At 39.1% G+C, this 24,703-nt stretch carries 21 protein-coding genes and 4 tRNA genes; 9 read left to right on the plus strand and 16 right to left on the minus strand.

All coding sequences use genetic code 11. The annotated features are described in order from the left end of the window. Positions 1 to 104: 104 nt before the first annotated feature. The 9 genes from H6A61_RS12550 to H6A61_RS12590 all read right to left on the minus strand — a co-directional run bounded on the left by H6A61_RS12550 (position 105) and on the right by H6A61_RS12590 (position 8,252). A complete protein-coding gene (locus tag H6A61_RS12550) occupies positions 105 to 1,400 on the minus strand; it encodes an ABC transporter substrate-binding protein (RefSeq protein WP_204394065.1) in 1,296 nt (431 codons plus the stop codon). Between the two features lie 13 nt (positions 1,401 to 1,413). After that, positions 1,414 to 2,205, minus strand: coding sequence for an ABC transporter permease (locus H6A61_RS12555; protein ID WP_204394067.1), 792 nt, complete (start codon positions 2,203 to 2,205; stop codon positions 1,414 to 1,416). Between the two features lie 2 nt (positions 2,206 to 2,207). Further along, positions 2,208 to 3,008 carry an ABC transporter permease subunit gene (locus tag H6A61_RS12560; RefSeq protein WP_204394069.1) on the minus strand — a complete coding sequence of 267 codons (801 nt, stop codon included), beginning with the start codon at positions 3,006 to 3,008 and terminating at the stop codon, positions 2,208 to 2,210. 24 nt (positions 3,009 to 3,032) lie between these two features. Next, positions 3,033 to 4,424, minus strand: a complete 1,392-nt coding sequence (locus H6A61_RS12565) for an ABC transporter ATP-binding protein (RefSeq protein WP_204394071.1) — start codon at positions 4,422 to 4,424, stop codon at positions 3,033 to 3,035. A 187-nt stretch (positions 4,425 to 4,611) separates the two neighbouring features. Further along, entirely contained in the window at positions 4,612 to 4,881 is a 270-nt protein-coding gene (locus H6A61_RS12570; RefSeq protein ID WP_204394073.1) for a PqqD family protein, read from the minus strand. A 38-nt stretch (positions 4,882 to 4,919) separates the two neighbouring features. Then, complete coding sequence (locus H6A61_RS12575) at positions 4,920 to 5,834, minus strand: hypothetical protein (RefSeq protein ID WP_204394075.1); 915 nt, start codon at positions 5,832 to 5,834, stop codon at positions 4,920 to 4,922. Positions 5,835 to 5,841: 7 nt separating this feature from the next. Continuing rightward, positions 5,842 to 6,297: a S24/S26 family peptidase gene (locus H6A61_RS12580; protein WP_204394077.1), complete on the minus strand. Its 456-nt coding sequence runs from the start codon at positions 6,295 to 6,297 to the stop codon at positions 5,842 to 5,844. Beyond that, complete coding sequence (locus H6A61_RS12585) at positions 6,275 to 7,918, minus strand: ABC transporter ATP-binding protein (protein WP_204394080.1); 1,644 nt, start codon at positions 7,916 to 7,918, stop codon at positions 6,275 to 6,277. The genes H6A61_RS12580 and H6A61_RS12585 overlap by 23 nt, the downstream gene beginning before the upstream one ends. 64 nt (positions 7,919 to 7,982) lie before the next feature. After that, complete coding sequence (locus tag H6A61_RS12590) at positions 7,983 to 8,252, minus strand: hypothetical protein (protein ID WP_154042961.1); 270 nt, start codon at positions 8,250 to 8,252, stop codon at positions 7,983 to 7,985. Positions 8,253 to 8,414: 162 nt separating this feature from the next. Between H6A61_RS12590 and H6A61_RS12595 the strand changes: the two genes are divergently transcribed. After that, positions 8,415 to 10,925: an endonuclease MutS2 gene (locus tag H6A61_RS12595; protein ID WP_204394082.1), complete on the plus strand. Its 2,511-nt coding sequence runs from the start codon at positions 8,415 to 8,417 to the stop codon at positions 10,923 to 10,925. A 37-nt stretch (positions 10,926 to 10,962) separates the two neighbouring features. Continuing rightward, positions 10,963 to 12,168, plus strand: coding sequence for an L-serine ammonia-lyase (locus H6A61_RS12600; RefSeq protein ID WP_204394084.1), 1,206 nt, complete (start codon positions 10,963 to 10,965; stop codon positions 12,166 to 12,168). 74 nt (positions 12,169 to 12,242) lie between these two features. On the opposite strand, the gene H6A61_RS12605 is transcribed toward H6A61_RS12600, so the two are convergent. The 3 genes from H6A61_RS12605 to H6A61_RS12615 form a co-directional block, all read right to left on the minus strand. Further along, positions 12,243 to 12,707 carry a MaoC family dehydratase gene (locus H6A61_RS12605; protein ID WP_204394086.1) on the minus strand — a complete coding sequence of 155 codons (465 nt, stop codon included), beginning with the start codon at positions 12,705 to 12,707 and terminating at the stop codon, positions 12,243 to 12,245. 114 nt (positions 12,708 to 12,821) lie between these two features. Then, positions 12,822 to 13,034: a hypothetical protein gene (locus H6A61_RS12610; RefSeq protein ID WP_204394088.1), complete on the minus strand. Its 213-nt coding sequence runs from the start codon at positions 13,032 to 13,034 to the stop codon at positions 12,822 to 12,824. Positions 13,035 to 13,058: 24 nt separating this feature from the next. Continuing rightward, the gene (locus H6A61_RS12615) at positions 13,059 to 13,922 is read right to left on the minus strand and encodes a DMT family transporter (RefSeq protein WP_204394090.1); all 864 of its coding nucleotides are present in this window, start codon (positions 13,920 to 13,922) and stop codon (positions 13,059 to 13,061) included. 892 nt (positions 13,923 to 14,814) lie between these two features. Here H6A61_RS12615 and H6A61_RS12620 point away from each other — a divergent pair. The 7 genes from H6A61_RS12620 (at position 14,815) to H6A61_RS16170 (ending at position 24,050) form a co-directional block, all read left to right on the plus strand. Further along, entirely contained in the window at positions 14,815 to 16,458 is a 1,644-nt protein-coding gene (locus H6A61_RS12620) for a hypothetical protein (RefSeq protein ID WP_204394092.1), read from the plus strand. Between the two features lie 467 nt (positions 16,459 to 16,925). Further along, entirely contained in the window at positions 16,926 to 17,285 is a 360-nt protein-coding gene (locus H6A61_RS12625; protein ID WP_204394094.1) for a hypothetical protein, read from the plus strand. 110 nt (positions 17,286 to 17,395) lie between these two features. Further along, positions 17,396 to 17,581: a hypothetical protein gene (locus H6A61_RS12630; RefSeq protein WP_204394096.1), complete on the plus strand. Its 186-nt coding sequence runs from the start codon at positions 17,396 to 17,398 to the stop codon at positions 17,579 to 17,581. A 144-nt stretch (positions 17,582 to 17,725) separates the two neighbouring features. Then, complete coding sequence (locus H6A61_RS12635) at positions 17,726 to 19,018, plus strand: radical SAM/SPASM domain-containing protein (RefSeq protein ID WP_204394098.1); 1,293 nt, start codon at positions 17,726 to 17,728, stop codon at positions 19,016 to 19,018. Positions 19,019 to 19,084: 66 nt separating this feature from the next. Then, positions 19,085 to 21,358, plus strand: a complete 2,274-nt coding sequence (locus tag H6A61_RS12640) for a TonB-dependent receptor (RefSeq protein ID WP_204394100.1) — start codon at positions 19,085 to 19,087, stop codon at positions 21,356 to 21,358. 39 nt (positions 21,359 to 21,397) lie between these two features. After that, positions 21,398 to 23,554 (plus strand): peptidase domain-containing ABC transporter, encoded by a 2,157-nt coding sequence (locus H6A61_RS12645; RefSeq protein ID WP_204394102.1) that lies wholly within the window; start codon positions 21,398 to 21,400, stop codon positions 23,552 to 23,554. A 370-nt stretch (positions 23,555 to 23,924) separates the two neighbouring features. Continuing rightward, positions 23,925 to 24,050 (plus strand): hypothetical protein, encoded by a 126-nt coding sequence (locus tag H6A61_RS16170; protein ID WP_262897250.1) that lies wholly within the window; start codon positions 23,925 to 23,927, stop codon positions 24,048 to 24,050. A gap of 184 nt (positions 24,051 to 24,234) precedes the next feature. Here H6A61_RS16170 and H6A61_RS12650 read toward each other — a convergent pair. The 4 genes from H6A61_RS12650 to H6A61_RS12665 form a co-directional block, all read right to left on the minus strand. Then, positions 24,235 to 24,321 (minus strand) — tRNA-Ser (locus H6A61_RS12650). 10 nt (positions 24,322 to 24,331) lie between these two features. Continuing rightward, positions 24,332 to 24,404, minus strand: a tRNA-Glu gene (locus tag H6A61_RS12655). An 8-nt stretch (positions 24,405 to 24,412) separates the two neighbouring features. Continuing rightward, positions 24,413 to 24,486 (minus strand) — tRNA-Arg (locus H6A61_RS12660). Positions 24,487 to 24,502: 16 nt separating this feature from the next. Next, positions 24,503 to 24,592 (minus strand) — tRNA-Ser (locus H6A61_RS12665). Positions 24,593 to 24,703 lie beyond the last annotated feature (111 nt).

Consider the following 24,703-nt stretch of genomic DNA (forward strand, 5'->3'; position numbering starts at 1 on the left):
TGAAGAGGACAAATATTCCTCCAAATAAGACAAACATTCTTCTTTTGAATACTTTCTATATTCACGCATGTTACTAAATAATTTGTGTCAACTTATTTAGTACACTACAGTCTGTTCCTATATTTCTCTATCTTTTTATACGAAACATAGATAACCAGCACCAACAGTGTAAGAAGAATGAATATCACAAGTCCTCCTCCAAGATTATCTCCCTTGACGTGCGACCACATATCCAGAACAGCCTGTGTCCTCTCTCCTGAATCGCGTATGATTGCACAGCGTGCCACTACCGCACTGTCAGGATACTGTATCGGGTCTATCTGTATATGTCTTGCCTCAGGACCGAAGAAATAAGCCAGATTGGAATATGTTTCAAGAGTTGTATCAATCTTTTCCTCAAGAATCTCAGGTGTGGCAACCGCACTGACATAACCTATGGTTTCCATATTAGCCAATGCCACATCAGGACGACAAAGATAGTTTATGAAATAGCTTGCAGCCTTCCTGTTGCGTGCATATCGAGGGATAACCCATCCGTCGAACCATACATTGCTTCCTTCTTTCGGAACTTCATATCCCAGCTCCACTCCAATAGCTTCTGCTTCGTCTATTGCCCACACAGCATCACCGCTCCATGTCATATTCAGATATGCCTTGCTTTTGGTCATCATTTCCTTACCGAAATCGGCCTCCCATCCGGCTATGTTAGGTTTCAGATCCTTCAGGTATTTTTCAGCTGTGGCAATAGCCTCAGGCGAATAATTGTTCATCAGGTCATCAACTTTTATATCTCCCTTTGCCAATGCTTCACGATTGGCATATATCACAGCCGTTCCGTATGCATCACGATAGCTGTCTTTCATCAGCAGCTTGTTGCGGAACTTGCTGTCCCATATAGAATGCCATGTAGATGCTTCTTCTGTTGATACATATTTCTTGTTGTAAAGTATTCCTGCCGTACCCCACATGTATCCTACTGCATATTTCGACGTCGGGCGTCCAGGAAGTCCAAGCTTATCCAGCTCGCCACGTACATATGGAGATATATTGTGAATGTAGTTTGGTGTCTTGCCGAAAGCCGTATCTATAGGCAGAAGCAGGTCTTTCACCAGCATTCTCTCGATAATATATTCCGAAGGGCATACCACATCGAAGTCTTCCTTACCGCGTTCTATCTTGGTAAGCATTATCTCGTTTATATCGAATGTCTGATATACAATGCTTATCTCCTCTCCTGTCTGCTCCTTATACCACTCGGGGAAAGCCGCCAGCATTTCCTCGTCGATATAATCGCCCCAGTTGTAAATCTTCAAGACCTTTTCGCGATCCTCACTGTTATAGCATCCTGTAAGGAATATTGCCGTGAGCAGTGTCAGAAATATTGTATAAAGTCTGTTCATAATCTTTGTATCATTATTTTGCGTTCTTCTTTCCTGCACGGCGGTTTATCATTATAAGCATAAACAGCACTATGAGGAATATAATAGTTGACAACGGACGAAGCTCCGGTGTAAGTCCGCCCTTTCTTGCATCCGAATATATATATGTAGAAAGAGTTTCAAGTCCTTCGTTTCCTATGGTAAATATGGTTACAGCGAAATCGTCAATTGAAATTGTTACTGCAAGCATGAAACCGGCTATCATTCCGGGCAGAATTTCAGGGATGATGACTTTCCTCAATGCCTGTCCGGGAGTCGCTCCCAGGTCGAGCGCAGCCTCATAAAGGTTAGGGTTCATCTGTTTGAGACGCGGCAACACACTGAGCACCACGTATGGTGTACAGAAAGCTATATGAGCCATGAGTACAGTGCCATATCCCTGATGTATTCCCAACGATACGAAAAGCAGGAACAGGGATACACCCATGATTATATCACCGTTCAATATAGGAATGTTGTTTATGAATGACACAGCCTTACGCTGACGTGCACGCAGATTGAACATACCTATTGCAGTTATCGTTCCAAGCAGAGTAGATACTACAGCTGTAATCAAGGCTATGGTAATGGTGTTCCAGAGGGCATTTACCAAAGAGTGGTGAGTGCCGTGCACGAAAAGGTTTTCGTAAAGTTTCGTTGAAAAACCTGTCCAGTTGCCTAGAACTTTAGCCTCCGTGAAGGAGTATATCATGATTATGATGATAGGAGAATAAAGCATCAGAAGCAACAGCCAAAGATAGCCGTGGCATAGGACTTTCTTTATCATGTTTACCATATCGCACCTCCTTCCTTCTCCTGATTGTCGTCAGAAGCAAAAAGAGTGGCGGCACCTATAAGGAACAGCATAATGAGCGAAAGTGCGGCACCGTAGTTCCACATACTGTTGTTAATGTTCTCCTGAATTGTAGTACCGAACAGCTTTATATTGTTCATTGTAAGCAACTCGGCTATGGCAAAAGTAGAAATGGTAGGCATAAACACCATGAGGATGCCGCTTGCCACTCCCGGCATGGACAGCGGAAGTATGGTTTTGGTGAAAACCTGAAAAGGAGTTGCTCCAAGATCCTGTGCCGCCTCGATATAGCTGCGATCCATCTTGACCAGTGTATTGTAGATGGGATAAATCATAAACGGAATGTAGTTATAAACCATACCGAAAATCAATGCCCCCTCTCCCAACGGTACACGGAAGAAATCGAACAGTGCCACTGTGGCAAGAGTACGTATCAATATGTTTACCCACATAGGCAGGATGAAAAGCATCACTACTATCTGCGAATAGCCTGACTTTAGCCTGCTCAGAATATACGCAGCCGGATATCCCAGCAGGATACATATCAGTGTATTTATTATGGCTATACCTATGGAATAGATAAATGTGTTCACAGCCTCTGGATGAGACATGAACTTACTGAAGTTGGCAAAAGTGAAATTCCCCCTCTCGTCAGTAAACGCAAATACCACAATCAATATCAGCGGAAGGACCACAAAGAATGCCGAGAAGATGATATACGGCAATGTCCAACTCTTACGCGAAGTAAGAAAAATACGAATGTTACTTAGTTTCACCTCGTTTCCTTTTATAGTTAGTTATTAATTTTTTCTGCGTATGGATATGTATTCAGACGGAATGCTGATACCCACATTGTCGCCCTTATCCCAAATATCGTTTGTATCGGCATATACCGGCTCATCCCAATCGGAATCGACAGTGATATGATAATGGTCGCCCTTATAAAGGATGAAGCTTATGCTTCCAGTCAGAGTACCGTCCTCCTGATTATCGTCAAGCACAATTCCGTCGAAAGGTACTTCCACCAGCACTTCCGTACCTGCATCCATGCCTGACGTTGCTTCCTTACAACACTCAAACTCACAACCGAGGAATTCAACATGAGTTTCGTCGATGATTTTTCCTTCGAACGTGTTGCATACCCTTTCTTTTTTCATTATATGTATGTCGTATGGCTTCACCAACAGTCCTACTTCTGATCCTACTTCAAAATGATGATAATCCTGCACTACAAACTCAAATCCGTTTGCCACTACCACCATCTCGTAGTGCACACCTTTGAATATGCATGATGTAACCTTACCACGGAACTGCGCGGAGTCGTTTACAGGGAATATGTAAAGATCCTCCGGACGTATAACCACATCCACAGGTGCATTGTCATCAAATCCTTCGTCCACACATTCTGCCTCTACGCCTGCAAAGCTCACAAGACGGTCGTGTATCATCACTCCGTTAAGTATGTTACTTTCGCCGATAAAGTCAGCCACAAACGAATTGACAGGCTCATTATATATATCCGTTGGGGTACCTATCTGCTGAATTCTTCCCTCGCTCATCACTACAATAGTGTCGCTAAGTGTCAGAGCTTCTTCCTGATCATGTGTCACATACACGAACGTGATACCCAATCGCTTGTGCATTTCCTTCAGTTCCATCTGCATATCCTTACGCATCTTGAGGTCAAGTGCCGCAAGCGGTTCGTCAAGCAAAAGAACATCAGGCTCGTTCACAATGGCACGGGCTATGGCCACACGCTGCTGCTGACCGCCGGAAAGAGAGTTTACGTCACGATACTCATAATCGCTCATGCTCACCATCTTCAGGGCGTTCTTCACCTTGCGCATGATTTCATCCTTAGGCATCTTTTTCAGTTTCAGACCGAACGCTATATTGTCGTAAACATTAAGATGAGGGAATAAAGCATATTTCTGGAATACTGTGTTGACGGGACGCTTATGTGGAGGTGTCTGGGTAATCTCTTTACCGTTAATTGTTATAACACCTTCCGATGCTGTCTGAAAACCTGCCAAAAGACGGAGCAACGTTGTCTTACCACAACCCGAAGGTCCCAATATAGTTACAAACTCGCCCTTGCGTATGTAAAGGTTGATATCGTCAAGAGCTACCTTATCATCGAAGTATTTTGAGACATGGGAAATCTCAATAATATTATTTACCCTTTCTTGCATTTCAATTAAAACTCTAACCGGCGGCAAAGTTACTGCTTTTTTGCATAAATAATCATCATATGACACCTTTTATATGTCAAAATAATGAATATTCGTAAATATATACCTTTATATTAAATTTTTATTGCAAAAAAATGCATGTATGCATACAATACCGCATACATGCAAATCTGGGAAAGTCATTATATCAGTCTTCTATCAATCCTATTGACTTCCAATTATCCAACAAGGCACGGGCATCCTTCAATGCCACGCTACGTTCAATGTCGTAACGTTCAAGAAGCAAATCCACCATAGTTTCCAAGTCAAAATCTCTGCTTACCAAATGTTCCCACAAATAAGCGGCAGACGAATTCAACGAAACCAACTTGTTGAAATCTATTTGTTCAAGTCCCTCGCCGGTAACTATTTTCTGTCCTACCAATTCGCGTAGTACAAATCCTTTCTTTATCCTCATAGTTTAATTATATAATTTATGTGTTCTAATATTAATCCTTATTTAACTGTCTCGTGACACAAAAGCGAAGCCTCAGCATCAGGAAGACATTCCAGATGGTATATTCCAACAGTTGAAACGAGCTTTGACAATGTTTCATGCAATCCGTCAGCCATACTCTTTTCCCATTTCATAGATGAAGCCGAAGGTGCCAATGCCGCATAAGCTGAAATTCCTGACAATTTTCTTATAAGATTCCGAGGTGCCTGGCTCAATCTGACTACAGCTCTAAGCGGCACTTCCTCATTACGATAACATGGCGTCTTGCCGCTCCACGGAGAGCCATAAATAACAGGGTTTCCTGACGAATCAATCCTGACGACAGGGTTATCATCATTAAGCAATGATGTTCCAGGTATATTCTGCAGCCACAATCGTGTATGAGTACTCTTTCCGGTACCGCTTTTACCCAGGAAAGCAAAACCATATCCGTCCGCCATCACTACAGATGCATGTATCAATATGGTATCTTTAACTGACGACATCAAGGCATAAAGCAGCATCAAGGCATTGTTCACTATAAACAAGCCATGCCTGTAATCATTGCATGCACCCAAATACAGCTTACATTCCTGATTATTACGTTCCACAGCCAATATACCTCCCTGTTCCTTCATTGCCGAATTAAGAGATATCAGAAAAAGTCTTTGATTATCAGGACCTGACATCAAGGATATGTATGCGGTATCATCATCAAACTCTGCCAGATGCATTGAATCACGGACAATATCGTCCCCTTTTGAAGAAAAGTCTATATCAAGACGGAACAGCAAATCCGGGATTTCAGCATTACATAAACCAGCATTGCCATCCACCATGAAAGGATTATAATTGTCCATTCCTTTCCATAAAGCAGAATCATCCGACATTGAAACACAAAACCTGTGTCCGCCAACCTTATATGTTCTTAGCATATTATATCTATATTAATTTAATGAAAAGTCTTCTATATATCGCAAGCAGATAACGCCTGACAGGCAATAGACGCCTCCATATTCTATACATTGAAAGCCAAATTCTGGAATCAGGATTATACTTCCTGCCCTTCCTTATAACAAAAACCGCCTTTCCGCACAAGCGGCTGATATGACAACTTTCTGTTCCGCGGATATTCCCGTCACCCATAAGGGTTACAGTCCCATTATCGGATATATGTATTATACGATGAAGAACATAAACTCCATTGTCCAAATGAGCCAGTGCAATATCACCTACTTTCGGTTCACCATATGATTTAAGGACCACACTATCCCTTTCACCGACGATAAACGGCAGCATGCTGTTACCCTTGGTTACAATAGTAACAACTGTCCCTTGCGACAAAAGTCTTTCAACCTCTCCCAACAATATACCGTTAGGCATTATCAATTTTTTCATCCAACTCAGTCTTTCTGTTCATATACACAATATTATCACACTGTTCAGCTATTTCTGCCCTATGTGTGATAAACACCAGTGTCTTGCCACTTGCGTTTTCCGTGAGACGGTTCATCAATTTACGCTCTGTCTCGGCATCAAGGGCAGAAGTAAACTCATCAAGCAACATTATGCGTCCTCTGTTCAACAAAGCTCTGGCTATTGCTATGCGCTGTGCCTGACCCTCGCTCAAACCTTCACCGCCTTCACCACATTTGCTTTCAAGGCCTTCCGGAAGTTCATATACAAACTCAGCAGCAGCCATATAAAGTGCTTTTCTTATATCGTCATCACTTACGGAAACATTGTCACCGATAAGGTTCTCACGGATTGTAGCACTGAGCAGGCTGTTGCCTTGAGGAACATATACTATTCCCTGTCTTGAACTAGCGGAAGCATTAACAGTGTCTCCATTCTCATTATACAGTATCACATTACCGTTTTCCGGTCTGAGAAGTCCAAGCATAATCCTCATCATGGTACTTTTTCCTGCTCCCGTCTCACCCATTATCGCTGTAGAAGTTCCGGGGCGGAAATCATAGCTGAAATTATCCAATATTTTTCTTTTTCCATCAGGATACCTGAAAGTCACATTTTCGAATCTGATTCCATTCCAACGACTTCCAGAAACATGATCATCCATAGAGTTTTCCTCTTGCTCCACATTATACACTTCCACCAGCCTGTCGGCAGACGCCATGGCATGTATCATAGCCGGAAGGCGACGGCTCAGATCGGCAGTAGGACGCTGTATAAGGCCGACCAGCTGAAGAAACGCCGACAACATACCGAATGTCACAACACCGGCCTGCAAGTTATGCACTCCCCATATAAAAGCCGTGAGATATCCTGTAGCAAAACCTGCCATTATAGCAGTGCGTGATGTAGTAGTAAATTTGTTCCTCTTCATCACCTTATCCTGCAAAATCCCCTGAGCCTCGTCCAGACGTTTCAATATATACCCTGCCCTGCTCAAAGCAATTATAACAATACGTTTCTGAAGAGATTCCTGCAATATGGATTGCACACGAGAATCAGAATTACGGATATCTGACGTCAGTTTCTTTATCTTACGCGCCATTACGGCAGACATCAACAGAAACAAAGGCAGAATACATATTATAACCCATGCCAGTGATCTGTTCATTGTCCATAAGAAAATGAAAGCCCCTACCAGCTGTGCCAGAATTATTACAGTTCCAGGCATCAAATGACATAACGTATCTGCCACTACCCTGACATCTTCTTCCAGACGGTTCACCACATCACCCGTATGCCACCTTTCCTTGCCAAACCATCTTCCATTCAAAGCCTTACGGAAGATATTACCTCTCAAGGTGTTACGCAGCCCGACCTCTGTCCTTACATCTATATATCCCTGAAAAGCCGAACATATTATCTCCACTCCCAAAGTCATAACCAACGCCAGCGAATAAGACTTCAGGTCAGCACCCGAATTTACCGCTGCATCAATCATCTCCTTGCTTATCCAGATAAAAAGCAGAGAAGCTACAATCCTTACAAGACCAATAAACACAGAGGCAAATACCGGAACCCTATATCCCGCCATCTGCCTCCACATCCATATAATAGTATTTAATATTCCGGAAAGAGATTTCTTATCAAACAACATCTCCAAGATTATATTACCAACGTGTTATACCTATGTCCTGCCAATGGTTCATATATGCCAGAGCCTCATCAATCGCACGGCTGTAATCCATACCAAATTCACTGCACAGCAACCCGGCCAGAGTATCTTCATCAAATTCATCCTGACCTACCTTTTCTATCAGGAACACGGCTTCATCACTAAGCGGAGTAAGCATGTCATATTCAGAAGCTTCCATATCCCCTCCGCCCAAGACATATCCATCGGGACCTTTTTCTATTTCTATATCTTTTTTCAATTTCATACTATACCAACAATCTCTTTTATTTGGTGTGCAAAATTACCAAAAAAAGATAAATAATTCAAGCCATCAGTTGTGTAGTAATGAAAAATATTTTGAAATAAAATCGCATTGTGCTACCTTTGCCGCGTATTTATAAAACAGCATAATAACACTAAAAGAAACATGATATACCCCCTTAACTTTGAACAAAAAATAGGGTTCGACCAAATACGTTCACTCATAAAGCAAAAATGCCTATGCACGCTAGGAGAAGAAAAGGTGGACGAAATGAGTTTTTCAGATGATTTCAGCAATGTAAATTTATTACTGGACCAGGTAAACGAATTCACTCAAATTCTTCAGGGAGAAAACGAATTCCCTGACCAGAACTTTTTCGATGTACGCCCATCACTGAAAAGAATCAGGATAGAAGGAATGTACATGAACGAAGCTGAGCTTTTCGACCTTCGCCGTTCACTCGAAACCATCAGGGATATAATTATGTTTTTTCAGAAAGACAATGACGGGGAAACTGACGACAACGAAAAGAACAGTCAATTCCCTACTCTATGCAAACTTGCAGAAGACATCATGGTCTTTCCACAGCTGACATCAAAAATCAACAATATACTTGACAAATTCGGGAAAATCAAAGACAATGCCTCACCGCAGCTTTTGTCTATCCGACGCGAACTGTCATCAACGGCAGGCAGCATATCACGAAGTCTGAACTCGATATTGAGGCAGGCACAATCGGAAGGCTTTGTTGACAAGGACGTAACACCAACCGTACGCGACGGAAGACTTGTAATCCCTGTAGCACCCGGCATGAAAAGAAAGATCAGGGGGATAGTGCACGACGAATCCGCAACAGGAAAAACCGTCTTCATAGAACCGGCAGAAGTAGTTGAAGCCAACAACAGAATAAGAGAGCTTGAAGGTGAAGAGCGAAGAGAAATAATAAGAATCCTTACCGAATTCTCTAAAGAAATCCGGCCACATATTCCCGCAATACTCGTCTCATACGAGTTTCTTGCCAAAATAGATTTCATAAGAGCAAAAGCATTGTTCGGCATCGACACCAAAGCCGTAAAGCCTGCCATGGAAAACAGCAGGACAATAGACTGGTTTGATGCAATACATCCACTTTTGAGAATAAACCTCGAGAAGCATAACAAGAAGGTTGTTCCGCTGGAAATAGCCCTGAACGACAAGAACAGAATCCTCCTCATCTCCGGTCCTAATGCAGGCGGTAAGTCAGTCTGCCTCAAGACCGTAGGACTGCTACAGTATATGCTGCAATGCGGAATACCTGTCCCGATGAACGAACGCAGCCATGCCGGTATCTTCAGCGGCATCTTCATCGACATAGGCGACGAGCAAAGCATTGAGGACGACCTCAGTACATATTCGTCACATCTTACGAATATGAAGAACATGATGAAATACTGCAACGAAGGAAGCATCATCCTGATTGATGAATTCGGAGGCGGTACGGAACCGCAAATAGGCGGTGCCATAGCAGAAGCAGTGCTGAAACGCTTCAATGCAAAGAAAACATTCGGAGTGATAACAACACACTACCAGAACCTGAAACACTTTGCAGAGAACAACGAAGGAGTGATTAACGGAGCCATGCTGTACGACAGGCATGAGATGCGTGCCCTGTTCCAGCTTCAGATAGGCAACCCGGGAAGCTCGTTCGCCGTAGAGATAGCACGCAAGATAGGACTTCCGGAAGACGTTATAGCCGACGCATCAGAAATAGTGGGAAGCGAATACATACAGAGCGACAAATATCTGCAAGACATAGTCCGCGACAAAAGATACTGGGAAACCAAGCGTCAGAATATCCGTAAGCGCGAAAAGCAAATGGAAGAAACCATTGCCAAGTATGAAAAGGAAATGGAGGAATTGGCCAAGAGCAGAAAGGAAATACTGAAAAAAGCCAAGGACGAAGCAGAGAAAATCCTACAGGAATCGAATGCCCGCATAGAAAACACCATCCGTACCATTAAGGAAGCGCAGGCCGAAAAGGAACGTACACGTCTGGCAAGACAGGAACTTACAGACTTCAGACGCGAAGTGGAAGAACTGGAAAAGGCTGCCATGGAAGAGAAAATAGCCCAAAAGATGGAAAAACTGAGGGAAAAACAGGAACGCCGCAAGGAAAAGAAAGAAAAGAAGGCAAACGAGACAAGCACACCTGTCATTCCTAAGGTGAAACCTATCAATACCGGGGACTATGTACGTATAAAAGGACAGACCAGCGTAGGACAGGTTTTGGAGATAAACGGCAAGAATGCAGTTGTAATGTTCGGCCTTATGAAAACAAACATAAAAACGGAGAGACTGGAACATACAGACGCTCCCAAGCCGTCTGCCGCTTCCCCTGCCAAGGCCAGCTTTGTAAGTACTGCCACACAAAGCAGCATGTACGAAAAGAAGCTCAACTTCAAGCATGAAATCGACGTGCGCGGCATGAGAGCAGATGAAGCCATCCAGGCTGTTACTTATTTTATTGACGATGCCATACTGGTAGGAGCCAAAAGTGTAAGGATATTGCACGGCACCGGTTCGGGCATCCTCCGTACACTGATCAGGCAATATCTAGCCACAGTGCCGGGAGTGTCAAGTTTCCACGACGAACACGTGCAATTCGGAGGTGCAGGAATTACAGTAGTAAACATATAATATGCCATCACAGGCAAACAATATAAAACAAATTACGATGAAATCAATTAGAGAACTATACAGAATAGGAACAGGCCCTTCAAGCAGCCACACCATGGGACCAAGAAAAGCTGCAGAAATGTTCCTGAAAAAACATCCTGAAGCTGCATCGTTTCAGGTGATACTTTACGGAAGCCTGGCAGCTACCGGAAAAGGACACATGACAGACATTGCCATACTGGACACCCTGCAACCGCATGCCCCAGTAGAATTGATCTGGAAATCACACGTATTCCTGCCATTTCACCCCAACGGAATGACATTCAAGTCGCTCGACTCAAACAAACGTGTGACAGACGAATGGACAGTATTCAGTGTAGGCGGAGGAGCTCTTGCCGAGGAAGGTAAAGGCATGGCTGTATCCGAAGACATCTACGACATGAAGAACATGAGTGAAATTCTGGCATGGTGCAAGCATACTGGAAAAAGCTACTGGGAATATGTAGAACAGTGCGAAGGTCCGGAGATATGGGATTTCCTGGCAGAAGTATGGGAAACCATGAAAGCCGCCATCTACAGAGGCCTGGATGCCGAAGGTGTATTGCCCGGTCCGCTAAACTTGCCAAGAAAAGCCTCATCATACTATATACGCGCCAAGGGATACAAAGATTCTCTTCGCTCAAGAGGACTGGTTTTTGCTTATGCACTGGCAGTAAGCGAGGAAAATGCAGCCGGAGGAAAAATTGTCACTGCTCCTACCTGCGGTTCGTGCGGAGTAGTGCCGGCAGTATTGCTGCACTTGCAGAAAAGCCGTGAATTCAGCGACGCCAGAATATTGAGAGCCCTTGCCACTGCAGGTCTGATTGGAAATATCGTAAAACAAAACGCTTCTATTTCAGGAGCAGAAGCAGGATGTCAGGCAGAAGTTGGAGTGGCATGCTCCATGGCCTCAGCAGCTGCAAGCCAATTATTCGGCGGAAGCCCTGCACAAATCGAGTATGCGGCAGAAATGGGATTGGAACACCATCTGGGCATGACTTGCGACCCTGTATGCGGTCTGGTACAAATACCATGTATCGAAAGAAACGCATACGCCGCAGCGCGTGCTCTCGACGCAAATATCTATTCGGCATTTACCGACGGACACCACCGTGTATCGTTCGACCGTGTGGTAGAAGTAATGAAACAGACAGGCCACGACCTCCCTTCATTATACAAGGAAACAAGCGAAGGAGGATTGGCAAAAAATTACAGACAGATGTAAAAACATCAAGAAATTATAAAAGGGTTAAACAGCATTGACATACTCAACTGTTTAACCCTTTGCTTTATGAATTATTAATTGAAATAATAAAGGAATGTTGCAACTCCTTCAAGTGCTTTCTTCTTCTGGTCTTTAATTTCTATAGAGAATTTAATCTCAGCCTTGGCAACCCCACGAAGATTAACCAGCGACTGCAAGTCGGCAACCAGTCTCACACTCTGGCCTGAAAGTACAGCCTGACCGAACTTCATCTTGTCCATACCGTAATTAACCATCATCTTCAGGTTGTTTACCTCTATTATCTGATTCCAAAGATACGGAAGAACAGAAAGTGTGAGATAACCGTGTACTATAGTACTTTTATAAGGGCTTTCCAGCTTTGCCTTCTCTACATCAACATGTATCCACTGATGATCCAAAGTAGCATCCGCAAACTGATTAATACGTTCCTGAGATATTTCCAACCAGTCTGAAATTCCAATCTGTTTGCCTACCAACTTTTCAAATTCATCATAAGAATTGATTATAACTTTTTCCATAATATATAATTCATTAATATTTAAACATTTAGGTGGCAAAGATACTAAAACTTACCGAAAACGAGTAAAAAAGGAGCATTTATTACACAAAAAAACAGATTTTGTGCAATAAATTCATACATATTTACCACTCAATCTCTTTGGTGAACCATGCCAAGAACATCCCAGACAATATACTTCAGTCAGATCAAACCCCTCCAGACTCTCTTCAGGATACTTAGGCACGATATTGTGATTTTCATCCACATATACCAGTCGGCGTTCTCCACTGGCATTCTTTACATACATAGATGATATCTTACACTGCGGACAAAGTAGTTTCTTCATAATCAATTCGATGTTATAGTTTTATTACCTTTTTAGTATTATTATAGTCACAGCCGAAATTATAAGTATTATACCTACCGCAATAGTAAAAGTAAACGCTTCACCAAAAATCGCTATACCCACAATTACAGCTGTTACCGGTTCCATGGCTCCCAATACAGATGTCTGTGTAGCCCCAATGTATTTTATAGCCTCTATTAAAGTCAGATTCGACACGATAGTCGGTATTATGGCAAGCAGCAGCAAGTTACCCGCAGTAGCCAAATCAGGTATAGAATGTAAACTTCCGGTTGACGACATTCCTGCAAGCAATATCACCGTACTGAAAAGAAACACATAAAAAGTAAGCTTCAGTCCTTTCAGGCTCTGGTTCTTGCGCTGAACAACCGTAACAAGATACAACGCATATCCCACTGCCGATATCAATACAATGATCACCCCCAATATATTAGTCTCACCTTGCGAATCGGAATACGAAAGTGCATACACCCCTCCTATCGCCATCAGAATAGCCAATGTGCGAAACAGCGAATTCTTTTCGTGAAAGAAAAGCATCATGACAAGAGTCGTTATCACAGGATACATGAAATGTATTGTGGTAGCCACCCCTGACGGCATAAACTTATATCCCCATAACAGGAATACTGAAGAAATCAGATAAAAAAATGAGAGCAGCAAGAGCGTTGGCAAATCCGATTTTTCTATACCGAAAGAAATCTTCCTGATTTTCAGAAGAACAGCCAGTGCTATTGTTGCAAAAAGGAATCTGTATGAAATGACATTCATAAAGTCCATACCATGCTGCATGGCTGGAATGGCAAAAAGCGGAATCAATCCAAACGATGCCGATGATATTATGCCATAAAGCAGTCCGTTAAATTTATTCATATCTTTAAGTGATTTTCAAAACGGCGACAAAGATAGTAAATAAACCTATAGGGGCAATTACTTATTGTCAAAATGATAATTTAAGTACGTAATAATAATAAAATACGGGGCGATACCAGGTTTGATTGAAAATTTACCATTCTCGCCATAGTTTGTAAATACACAATGAAATAATATTATTATATATAAAATCTTTTATACATAGCAACAACACTTCTCAGCTACATTATAACACAAATAAATCAAATACAGTAGCACAATAACACATGAAATATTTTCTATTCTAAAACAAATCTAGAGCGAAAAAACATAATTTTCAAGCCTTTTTGATAGCCGAAAAAGACCGGGCGCACGTTCAAAGCAAAATGTGCGCCCTGTTTATATTGAATGTACGCACGGTTAAAATGAAATGTGCGCACGTTTTTTTTCGTCATTAGCCTTAATAAACAAGATCATTTTAACTATTCTGCAGTATTTAATTACGATATTAGTAATCTAAAGCAGATTTACAATTAACATTTCATTCTATTTTAATAAAATCGTTCTATTAATAAGGCAGAAAAAGTATCATAAAGCAATCATTTTTATATCAAATAAGCAAAGACTCTTTCTTTTTGCACAAGAAAATATGACGTAGATTCTAATAGTTGGACAATAAAATGTGTTATTCATAGTTGTTCTATATTCCAAATATCTTTAGCTGAAAAATTTTCGTTATTTTTGTAATCAAAATATTGTTATGCCGAAGATTAACAGAATAAAAAGTATATTGATAAAAAATAACAATGAGTGAATGATAATGAAGTATTTGATACGATTAACCATATTGTTTTGTGTAGTATGTGCCGTAGTCTTATCCGGATGTGAGAGACATTCAGAAGTTTTGGAAAAAATGGATTTAGCTGAGAGCTTAATGATTTCCCAACCAGATTCATCACTTGTTATACTTAATGCACTTGATAGTGAAACATTGGATGAAGCAGCATCAGCCCGCTTTGCCCTGCTTAAATCAATAGCACTTGACAAAAATTATATAGATACAACAACCTTCGATATTCTTCAGCCGGCTATTGATTATTATCTCAAAAAGGGTTCTCCTGACGAAAAACTTCGGACACATTATTATCAAGGCAGAATCTATCAGAACCAAGGTGACGACGATATGGCTATGAAATCATTTTTGTCAGCGACAGACATAAAGGATGGAATATCAGATTCGTTGTTATATGCCAATTTACTTGTAGCTCAAGGAATTTTGTATAACAAACAGTACAAAATATCTAATTTTATTTCCAACAACCTTCAGGCTGCAAAAATATATGGTTCTATAGGCAGGCCACTATTGGAGATTAAAAGTTATTCCAATGCTTTGGACGGTGAAATAGTATTAGACAATAAATCAAAGGCTGATAGTTTGATTCAGATTTGTTCTAGACTTATAGACCGTTACCAAGATGGAGAAAGATATTTTATATTTCCTCTTGTTTCATATACTATTGCGTACGGAACAAATAATGAAATAGCGACTGTATTAGATGAACTGAAAGGAAAGAAAGTTTCTGAAAACATTCAAATGAATTTAGCATACGGCTATGCTAAGATTGGTAGAGGTCTGGAAGCATTGGACATTTTGAGAGATATAGAAATTGCGAAAAATCCTTCGGATTCATTAAAATACTTGACTGCTAAAACTTTTGTTTTGGAAAGTATTGGAAATCATGAGGAAGCTTTAAAGTCCTATAAATATTATGTATATTTATTGGAGAATTTTCATCAGGAATTATTTTCCAACGAACTCATCTTTGCAGATAAAAAGCATCAATTGGAGATGCAAACATTGATCAGTATTCAAAAGAGAGATAAATTTATTTGGGGGTGTTTATGTGGTCTCTTTGTCTTGATAATTGTTATAGGACTAGTATATTATCAATATCGTATTGGTGTGTCAAAACGAATTATTGCAGAACAAGAGAATCTTGGATTGCGTATGAAACAAGACGCACTTGTTAAGGAAAAAGAAAGAATGGAACTTGAAAAACGAAATGCGGAATTGGAAGCAGAAAACCTTCGTTTGGAGATTTCCCGACTATCTAATGAGCAGGCAGAATTAAATGAATTGCTGCAGAAACAACATGAATTTACTCAGCCTATCCAGGAAGCAATAAGAACAAGACTGGACATCCTGAATAGTCTATTGGCTAAAGAGATTTCTTCCAATGAATCATATGCCAAACCCTATAAGAAATGGATAGAGTCCATCCATAAGGATAAGAATCAATTTATGAACTCCACACGTCTTGCCTTTGCTGCTTCTTATCCTACTTTTATGGAATATCTTAAACAACATGACTTATCGGAAGAAGAAATTAATTATTTGTGCCTTTATGCTATAGGACTTCGAGGAAAGGAAGTAGGAGAATACATTCAACTTAAACGTCACTACAATGTAAGTAGTATCATTCGAAAAAAACTGGGTATAGATGAACATGAAACAAATATTGGTCTTTACATCAAACGCCTTCTGAAGGAATTATGATGTTTATGATGTAGTATTTATTTTGTTATATTGGGCTTCGTTTTTTTGTCTTTTCCATATTGAGAATAGAACAGTAACGAAGCCCATTTTTTTTGTAGGTGAAGAATTTCCGGTGTAACTATTTTTCAACAGATTTTCATAGAAAACTTCAATACAAGACTTGTATCTAATGTAATAGAATGTAGTCAATTGCGATGCTAATATATTACAATCATTTGCAATACACCTATTCTCTTATAGCATTAATTAATCAATCAATTAATACATACTTCACAAAAACTAGTTTTTTCCATTATAATACAGTTGTGTTAAACTTTCAGATGCCCTGTGAAACTTTAATTATCATTCATTTTGTAATACACTAAAAATCAGCACATTAAAAAGTTTAGCGTTAAACTTTTAGGGTTTGATGAATACTTTGTTCAACATATCTTTGCGTCAAATTTAAACGTAAAAATTAAAATGAAATGAAAAAAGTATTTTTATCAATTGTGCTTATTTTCTCAATGGCACTTACCGTAAAAGCAGAACGCGAAGGTGTGTTTATGCGCTATTACAAATACAGTGATACAGAGACAAATAATGAGGTAAATCGTTCTCTTATATGTATTCCAGTATATGTATTTTATAATTCAGAAACAAGAACTGTTGATATTATTAGTGAGGATGAATCTCTAAATGGAGAAGTTTATTTGTACAATTTCACTGGTGATATTGAAGGGTATTCTTCTTCAATAAATACATCTTTTAATATACTTTTAGATGGATGTCACATTATTCGTATAGAGGGAGATGGATGGTATGCAGAAGGAGAAATAGATGCATAATCATTCTCAACGAGAAGATTTGAGTCGACAATAATCTCACAGACCAGACTGTATAAAGGCGCAAAATCCGAAAAGCGATACGAGTAGGTATTAACATAATGATAATCAATATGAAAGATTTGAAATTATTCTCAATTGAAGAGATGTCTGTATTAGAAGCACTTAATGTTAAAGGTGGAATAGCTGAACTTGCTGTTACCCAGAACGGCTGCACAAACGATGTAGCAGGTTGTGCCTGCGATATTGTTATCGTAATCCAAAAGCCTACAGTTCCTACAATTCCAACAATTAGATAACTGAGATTGCGGAATATCTGAGGTGTTGCTGAACCTCATAATTACCATTATTATAAAATATTCGAATGGATTATCCACTCATTCATAAAAGGAGTGTTAGAAAAAATCTGAGTTTGGCAACACCCTCTAATAAAAACAATAGTTATGAAGGCGAGTAAATATAATTACATAATTGAGCGAACAGAAATCGCTTATTGGTATAATGGAATAGAGCATAAATATTTTAGCTTACCTATTGATTTAAGTCGTAAGATTGAGACAATGATCAATATTCCAGATAAAATAGCATTTTTACCAGGTATACTTGTAGATAAACTTACATCCGGTGGATTTATCATTCCTGATGAGACAGACGAATTGGATGTTATTAAAACAAGAAATGAAGAACGAATCAATAGGAAAGATTATATGCTAACAATCCTCCCCACATTAAACTGTAATTATAAATGTTGGTATTGCATACAAGATCATATCCCGTCACGAATGTCAGCTGAGACCATTGAGTCTGTTAAAACACACATTGATTATATGGTCAATGTAGAACAAATCACCTCTTTTCAATTAGAATGGTTTGGTGGGGAGCCATTTATGTACTTCAATCAAATTATTAAACCTATATGCGAATATGCCAAACATATTTGTACCGAGAATGATATCCCATATTCAACAAGTGCAACAACTAATGGATATTTTCTTTTTCCTGAAAAGGTTAATGACATTATAAAATTAGGATTCAGAAGATTTCAGATAACGCTGGATGGTCCAAAACAAGAACACGACAAAGTGAAATTTCAACATAATTGTGCATCTACATTTGAACATGTTTTAGGCAATATTGAGAATATCCTCAATAATTCGAAAGATATACAGATTCTCTTAAGAATAAATTATACTGAAGAAAATCTTAACGATCAAATAGTAGATGATGTGAATAAAATAATTTCTCCTGCAAATAGATACAAAATTCAAATCAACCCTAAGAAAGTTTGGCAAGAAACAGTTAAAAAGGAACGATATAATAGTGTTAGTAAATTATTGGACTTGTTTGAGACGTCTGGATATAAAGTCAACAGATTAGATTTTATTTGGGATTTTGTTCCGTGTTATGCCAACAGGAAATACTATAATGCCATTAACTACAATGGTGATGTAGTTAAATGCACCGCATGTAATGATTTATATGATAAACAAACTCATGGAACTATAAACGATAATGGTTCAATCACGTGGGATAGTAATTTCATTGCAAAATACGAAGCTAAGTCTTTTGAAAATGCAGAATGCCTTATCTGCAAATATTTACCAATTTGTATGGGAATTTGTCCACGAGATTATGGCATCATATCATATTGTAAATTTAATGGTATGGACATAAAAATAGAGGATGCTTTAGTAAATTACATTACTTCAATGTGCAGAACAGACAATAATATCTAATTATACACTGTAGTATTGATAGTTTAAAACAATATGTCAAGATTATAGACTTTAATATTAAGAACAATGATACATCTCAGATTCATCCTTTTGATAGCTATGTTACTTAGCTGCGGCCAAATTGTAAATGCACAAATTCGAATATATGGTAAAATCGTAGATACAGAACAGAATCCGATTTCAGGAGTAAGCTGTGTTCTTGTGAATCTTCCCGATTCCACACAAATTGCCGGAACTGCAAGTGATCTGAAAGGATATTTTGAATTGGAAGCAAAGGAAGATAAAGAATATATCCTACAATTATCATCTATTGGATATGAGAAGAAAAACCAAATCTGCAAACCTGGAAATTTGGGGAATATAATGCTTAACGAAGATGCCATGCTTCTTGATGAAGTAGTTGTTACTCCGCAAATATTGAATACTTTCGGAAACAAGAATCAATTGACACTGAGCGAAACTGCCAAGAAAGTAGGCAACAATGCTTTGGATGCTATCAGTAGCCTGCCACAATTTAAGACAGACATCAGCAGTGATGCTCTGGTGACTGTGGACAATAAAAGTATTCTTGTACTGATAGATGGTATGAGGCGTTCTTCACGTGAACTGAAAATGCTCAAAGCCGATGAAATAAAGAATATTCAGTATTATAGCAATCCTCCGGCAAGGTATGCCCATGAAAACATAGGGGCAGTAATTGATGTGAGAACAAAGAAAAAAGTCGATAAACTATATAGCCTATATCTTGACACAAAGAACGGAATAACAACGGGATACGGTACAGATATGCTCTCGATGGCATACGTGGACTCTCTGAATATGCTCACAGCAGCGTATTTTATAGACTATAGGGCACTGAACGACAATAGGATGAACAACACCTATTCGTATGCAGGAAAAACAAATGAATATAGAGGGCTGCCAGGTAGCTATAATGGGCAATATCATATTGGTCAGCTTACCTATCAGCGTTATCAAGGCAAGAATCTTTTCAATGCCAAACTTGAATACCGAAAATCCCCCGGCAAACAGGAATACGAACAAGAGCTTATGGGACAAAATAACAATACAGCAATCAACAGTCGAAGTCTCCAAAGCGATTATTCATCAGTTTCGGCCGACCTGTACTATATGTATATGTTTAATCAGAACAGAAATTTTTCTATAAACATATTGAACACCTACTATCATTCAAACTCGGATAATATTTTGGCAAGCAACGTAGGTGGATACTCTTTTGAAAACCATATAAACAACAAATCCTATTCCTTAATTGCGGAAGCTCTATATAGCGATAAATTATGGAACGGTGATTTCAATTTTGGAGCCTATTACCAATATAAAAACCTTGATCAAAAATACAATGTAGCAGAAAACTCAACAATCGACACACACAAAGAATATGTATATGCCGACTATAGTAATACGGTAGGCAAATTTTCATATAACATAGGACTTGGATTGGAAAACAATCATTATAGGACTGCGACAAACGATGAATACAGTTATTTGATATTCCGTCCGTCAATGGTATTGAATGTTCAATATAACAAACACTCAGCAATGAGGCTTACCGCCAGCATTAACTCATCTGTTCCCAATGCCGGAGATTTGACAAATAGTATTTTTACAATTGATGAACATTTCTATTCACAAGGAAATACGGAACTTAAACCATATTATTACTATTACACAAACCTTAATTACCAATATGTTTCTGATAATGGGAAATTTTATATTACCCCATCAGTAGCCTATTCTTATTATCCGAATAGGAATATGCCGGTATTGTTTACCGAATGTGACGATATTATTCTTAAGTTAGCAAAAATGGATGATGCTCATAGTATAGGAGCTTCTTTGTCGTTAAATTACAAGCCAATTAATTGGTTTATTCTCCAACCATTCTATAACTATGAATACTCTACATATAAAACATACAATCAAGTAATAAACCATAATCTACATAATGCTGGTGTCAGTCTCCTGTTCCTGCCTAAAAACTGGCAAATTATATGGAACGGAAACATCCCTATGACGTTGGTCGATGGTGACATATATACTCGCATGGGATTCAATATGAGTGCTTCAGTGCTTTACAAATTCAAGTCTATGTCTGTAGGGATGGAATATAATTACAATCCTAATCCATCAAAAATATATGCTAACATTAATGGATTCCACTATTCGGAAGAAACCAAATGGAACAACTTCAAGAATCTTGTATCCCTGAAGTTTACCTATTATTTTTCCAAAGGCAAATCCCGTAGCCACGCAGGGAAGCGTATCAGTAATACTGATAAAGATTCTGGACTAATAAATATTAATACTGCAAAATAATTTAACGTGAGATTTCATTTTGTAAAACAACTAGATGCGATGCAATGCGGAGTTGCCTGTTTGGCAATGATTTGCAAATTTTATAAAAAAGCCTATAGCATTGAAACTCTTTCTAAAATATGCGGTGTTTCAACTGAGGGAGTTTCGTTACTCGCTATAAAAACAGCAGCTGAAAAAATAGGCTTTCATTCTATTTATGGAAAAACTACTATAGAACAATTAGTCAACATATCTCAGCCATGTATATTGCATTGGAATCAAAACCATTTTGTTGTCTTGTACAAGGTAAAGAATAAGAAAAAGTTTTATATCGCAGATCCAGGTAAAGGATTAATATGTTATTCATTAGAGAATTTTAAGAGACACTGGGTTAGTTCTATTTCAAATGGAGAAGTAAAAGGTATAGTAATGTTTCTTGAACCCTCAGAAACTTTTTTGAAAGAGAATACTGTGGGTGAACAAGTCAAGAAACGTTCATTTAACTTTTTGTTTGGCTATATATTACAATATAGAAAATATTTTATCCAAATAATTTTAGGTCTGTTGCTGGGGTGTTTACTTCAGCTTATAATGCCTTTTTTAACTCAGGCAATCGTTGATATTGGTATAAAGTATAATAACATAGGCTTTATATGGCTTGTCCTATTGGGAGAACTGATGATTGTTACTGGACGAACTGCAACAGATTTTATACGCCGGTGGCTGCTACTTCATATCTCCATGCGAATAAATATTTCGTTGGTAAGTGATTTCTTTATCAAGTTGCTGAAGTTACCGATGGCGTTTTTCGACACAAAACTCATGGGCGACTTATTACAACGTATTGAAGATCATTCGCGCGTGCAAAGCTTCCTTACGGGACAGGTTCTGAATGTAGTTTTCACATTTCTAAGTTTCATTATATTCGGTGTTGTCCTATTTATTTACAACAAGATAATTTTCGGCGTTTTTATTATGGGAAGCATTATTTATGGATTATGGATCTCCTCATTCCTACAACGTCGTAAAGTGCTTGATTATGAAATATTTGAGCAGCAAGCAATTAATCAAAACAAGACCTACCAATTCATTACGTCAATGCAAGAAATAAAACTTCAGAATTGTGAGCAGCGACGTCGCTGGGAATGGGAGGATACTCAAGCCGATTTATTCGGTGTCCAAATGAAATCGCTTAAATTGCAACAGACACAGGAAGCTGGTTCTATATTCATTAACGAGGTCAAGAACATATTAATAACAGTTTCTGCGGCAACAGCTGTGATAAACGGCCAGATTACACTTGGTGCCATGCTTGCCATCCAGTATATAGTGGGACAGCTCAACTCTCCAGTAGAGCAGTTTATGTCATTTATATACTCTTTGCAGGATGTGAAAATTTCCCTTGAACGAATCAATGAGATTCACGAAGGTAAGAACGAAGAATCTACGGAGAATCAGGCAAAAGTATTTGACGCTGAAAAGTCAATCAAAATAGAAAACATAGATTTTAAATATGACCCCCATGCTTTGAAGAAAACGCTTGATGGTGTATCATTCAACATTCCTGAGGGGAAAGTGACTGCCATAGTAGGAGCATCAGGAAGCGGGAAAACCACATTAATCAAGCTCATGTTAGGATATTATCCTGTTATGGCCGGCTCAATCTCTATAGCCGGGCGGAATATTAACGAATACAACCTCAAATGGTGGCGTTGTCATTGTGGAGTGGTCATGCAAGATGGAGTGATATTTTCTGAATCTATAGCAAGAAACATCGCTGTCGATGACGGTGAAGTAGATGTAATACGTCTTGAGAAAGCTGCCAGCATAGCTAATATACATGACTATGTGATGGGGCTTCCACTGAAATATAATACCATAATCGGTAGGGACGGCATAGGTTTAAGCCAAGGGCAGAAACAACGCATTCTAATAGCACGTGCTGTTTATAAAAATCCTGATTTCATATTTTTGGATGAAGCTACAAATGCCCTTGATGCCAAAAATGAAAGAGCAATAGTTGAAAATTTGGATGAGTTCTACAAAGGGCGTACAGTAGTTATTGTGGCGCATCGTTTATCGACAGTAAAAAATGCAGACCAAATAATTGTCGTTGATGGAGGAAAGATAGTTGAAACTGGTAATCACACTTCTCTCATTGAAAAGAGAGGCGTATACTTCAATTTGGTCAAGAATCAGCTTGAGCTTGGAAACTGAGTTAATTAAGATACAATGATTAATAATAGTTTTAGAAAATATGAAAAAGAAAATATCTAATGATATTGAATTACGTTCAGAGAAAGTTCGTGATTTATTAGGAGAAATACCTCCCGCCCTAGTTCGATGGGGAACAGTAATTATAGTTGCCATATTTCTGGCATTATTATTAGTGGTATGTTTTGTGCCTTATCCATACTCAAATGGTGAGTCTATTCTGCAACATATAATCTACAATTTATAGCGATTTTTGTGATTTGAAGAATATATAGAACAACAATACATAAGAATGTAGATTTACAAGAATATTATAAATATATGTATTTCAGAAGCACAACTGTCTTTGAGTAGATTTTTAACAGACAAGACAATGAAATATTTTTATAAGACTGTTGTTTTCTGGTATATGCTTATCGCCATTCTTATCGTGGGATTAACATATACCAGTTTTTACGAATGGCGGAAACTGGAAGTTCTTGAAGAGGAGAACAGGTAAATCAATGTTTTCCGTCTTCAATTACATGATGCCTATGTACTATTTTTATAAGCTGATTTTAGTAACGATTTAGTAACGGAACTTTGTCAGAAGTAGGCATTTTAGTGTCTGATTTTTCTATGTAGCAGGAATGTATTAAGACACAAAAAAGCCCCATAATCAATTGATTACAGAGCTTATTTTGCGGAAGCTGGGGGATTCGAACCCCCGGTACGGTAACCCGTACGTCAGTTTAGCAAACTGGTGGTTTCAGCCACTCACCCAAACTTCCAATACCGTTGTAGCGCCTACGGGACTCGAACCCGTGTTTCAGCCGTGAGAGGGCCGCGTCCTAGACCGCTAGACGAAGGCGCCATAAAAAGTGACCGCGACAGGATTCAAACCTGTAACCGGCTGATCCGTAGTCAGCTACTCTATTCAGTTGAGCTACGCGGCCATCTTTACATTACTACTGGCGGAAGCTGGGGGATTCGAACCCCCGGTACGGTAACCCGTACGTCAGTTTAGCAAACTGGTGGTTTCAGCCACTCACCCAAACTTCCTTTTTTTCAGTAGTGCATTTCCTTAAATGCGGTGCAAAGATATGTGTACTTTCCGACATATCCAAACATTTTCATACATTTTTATCCCTTTTTTTTGTTACTTTTTAATAG

Origin of the sequence: Bacteroides caecigallinarum (assembly GCF_016901995.1) — a bacterium.
GTDB classification, from domain to species: Bacteria; Bacteroidota; Bacteroidia; order Bacteroidales; family Bacteroidaceae; genus Phocaeicola; species Phocaeicola cellulolyticus.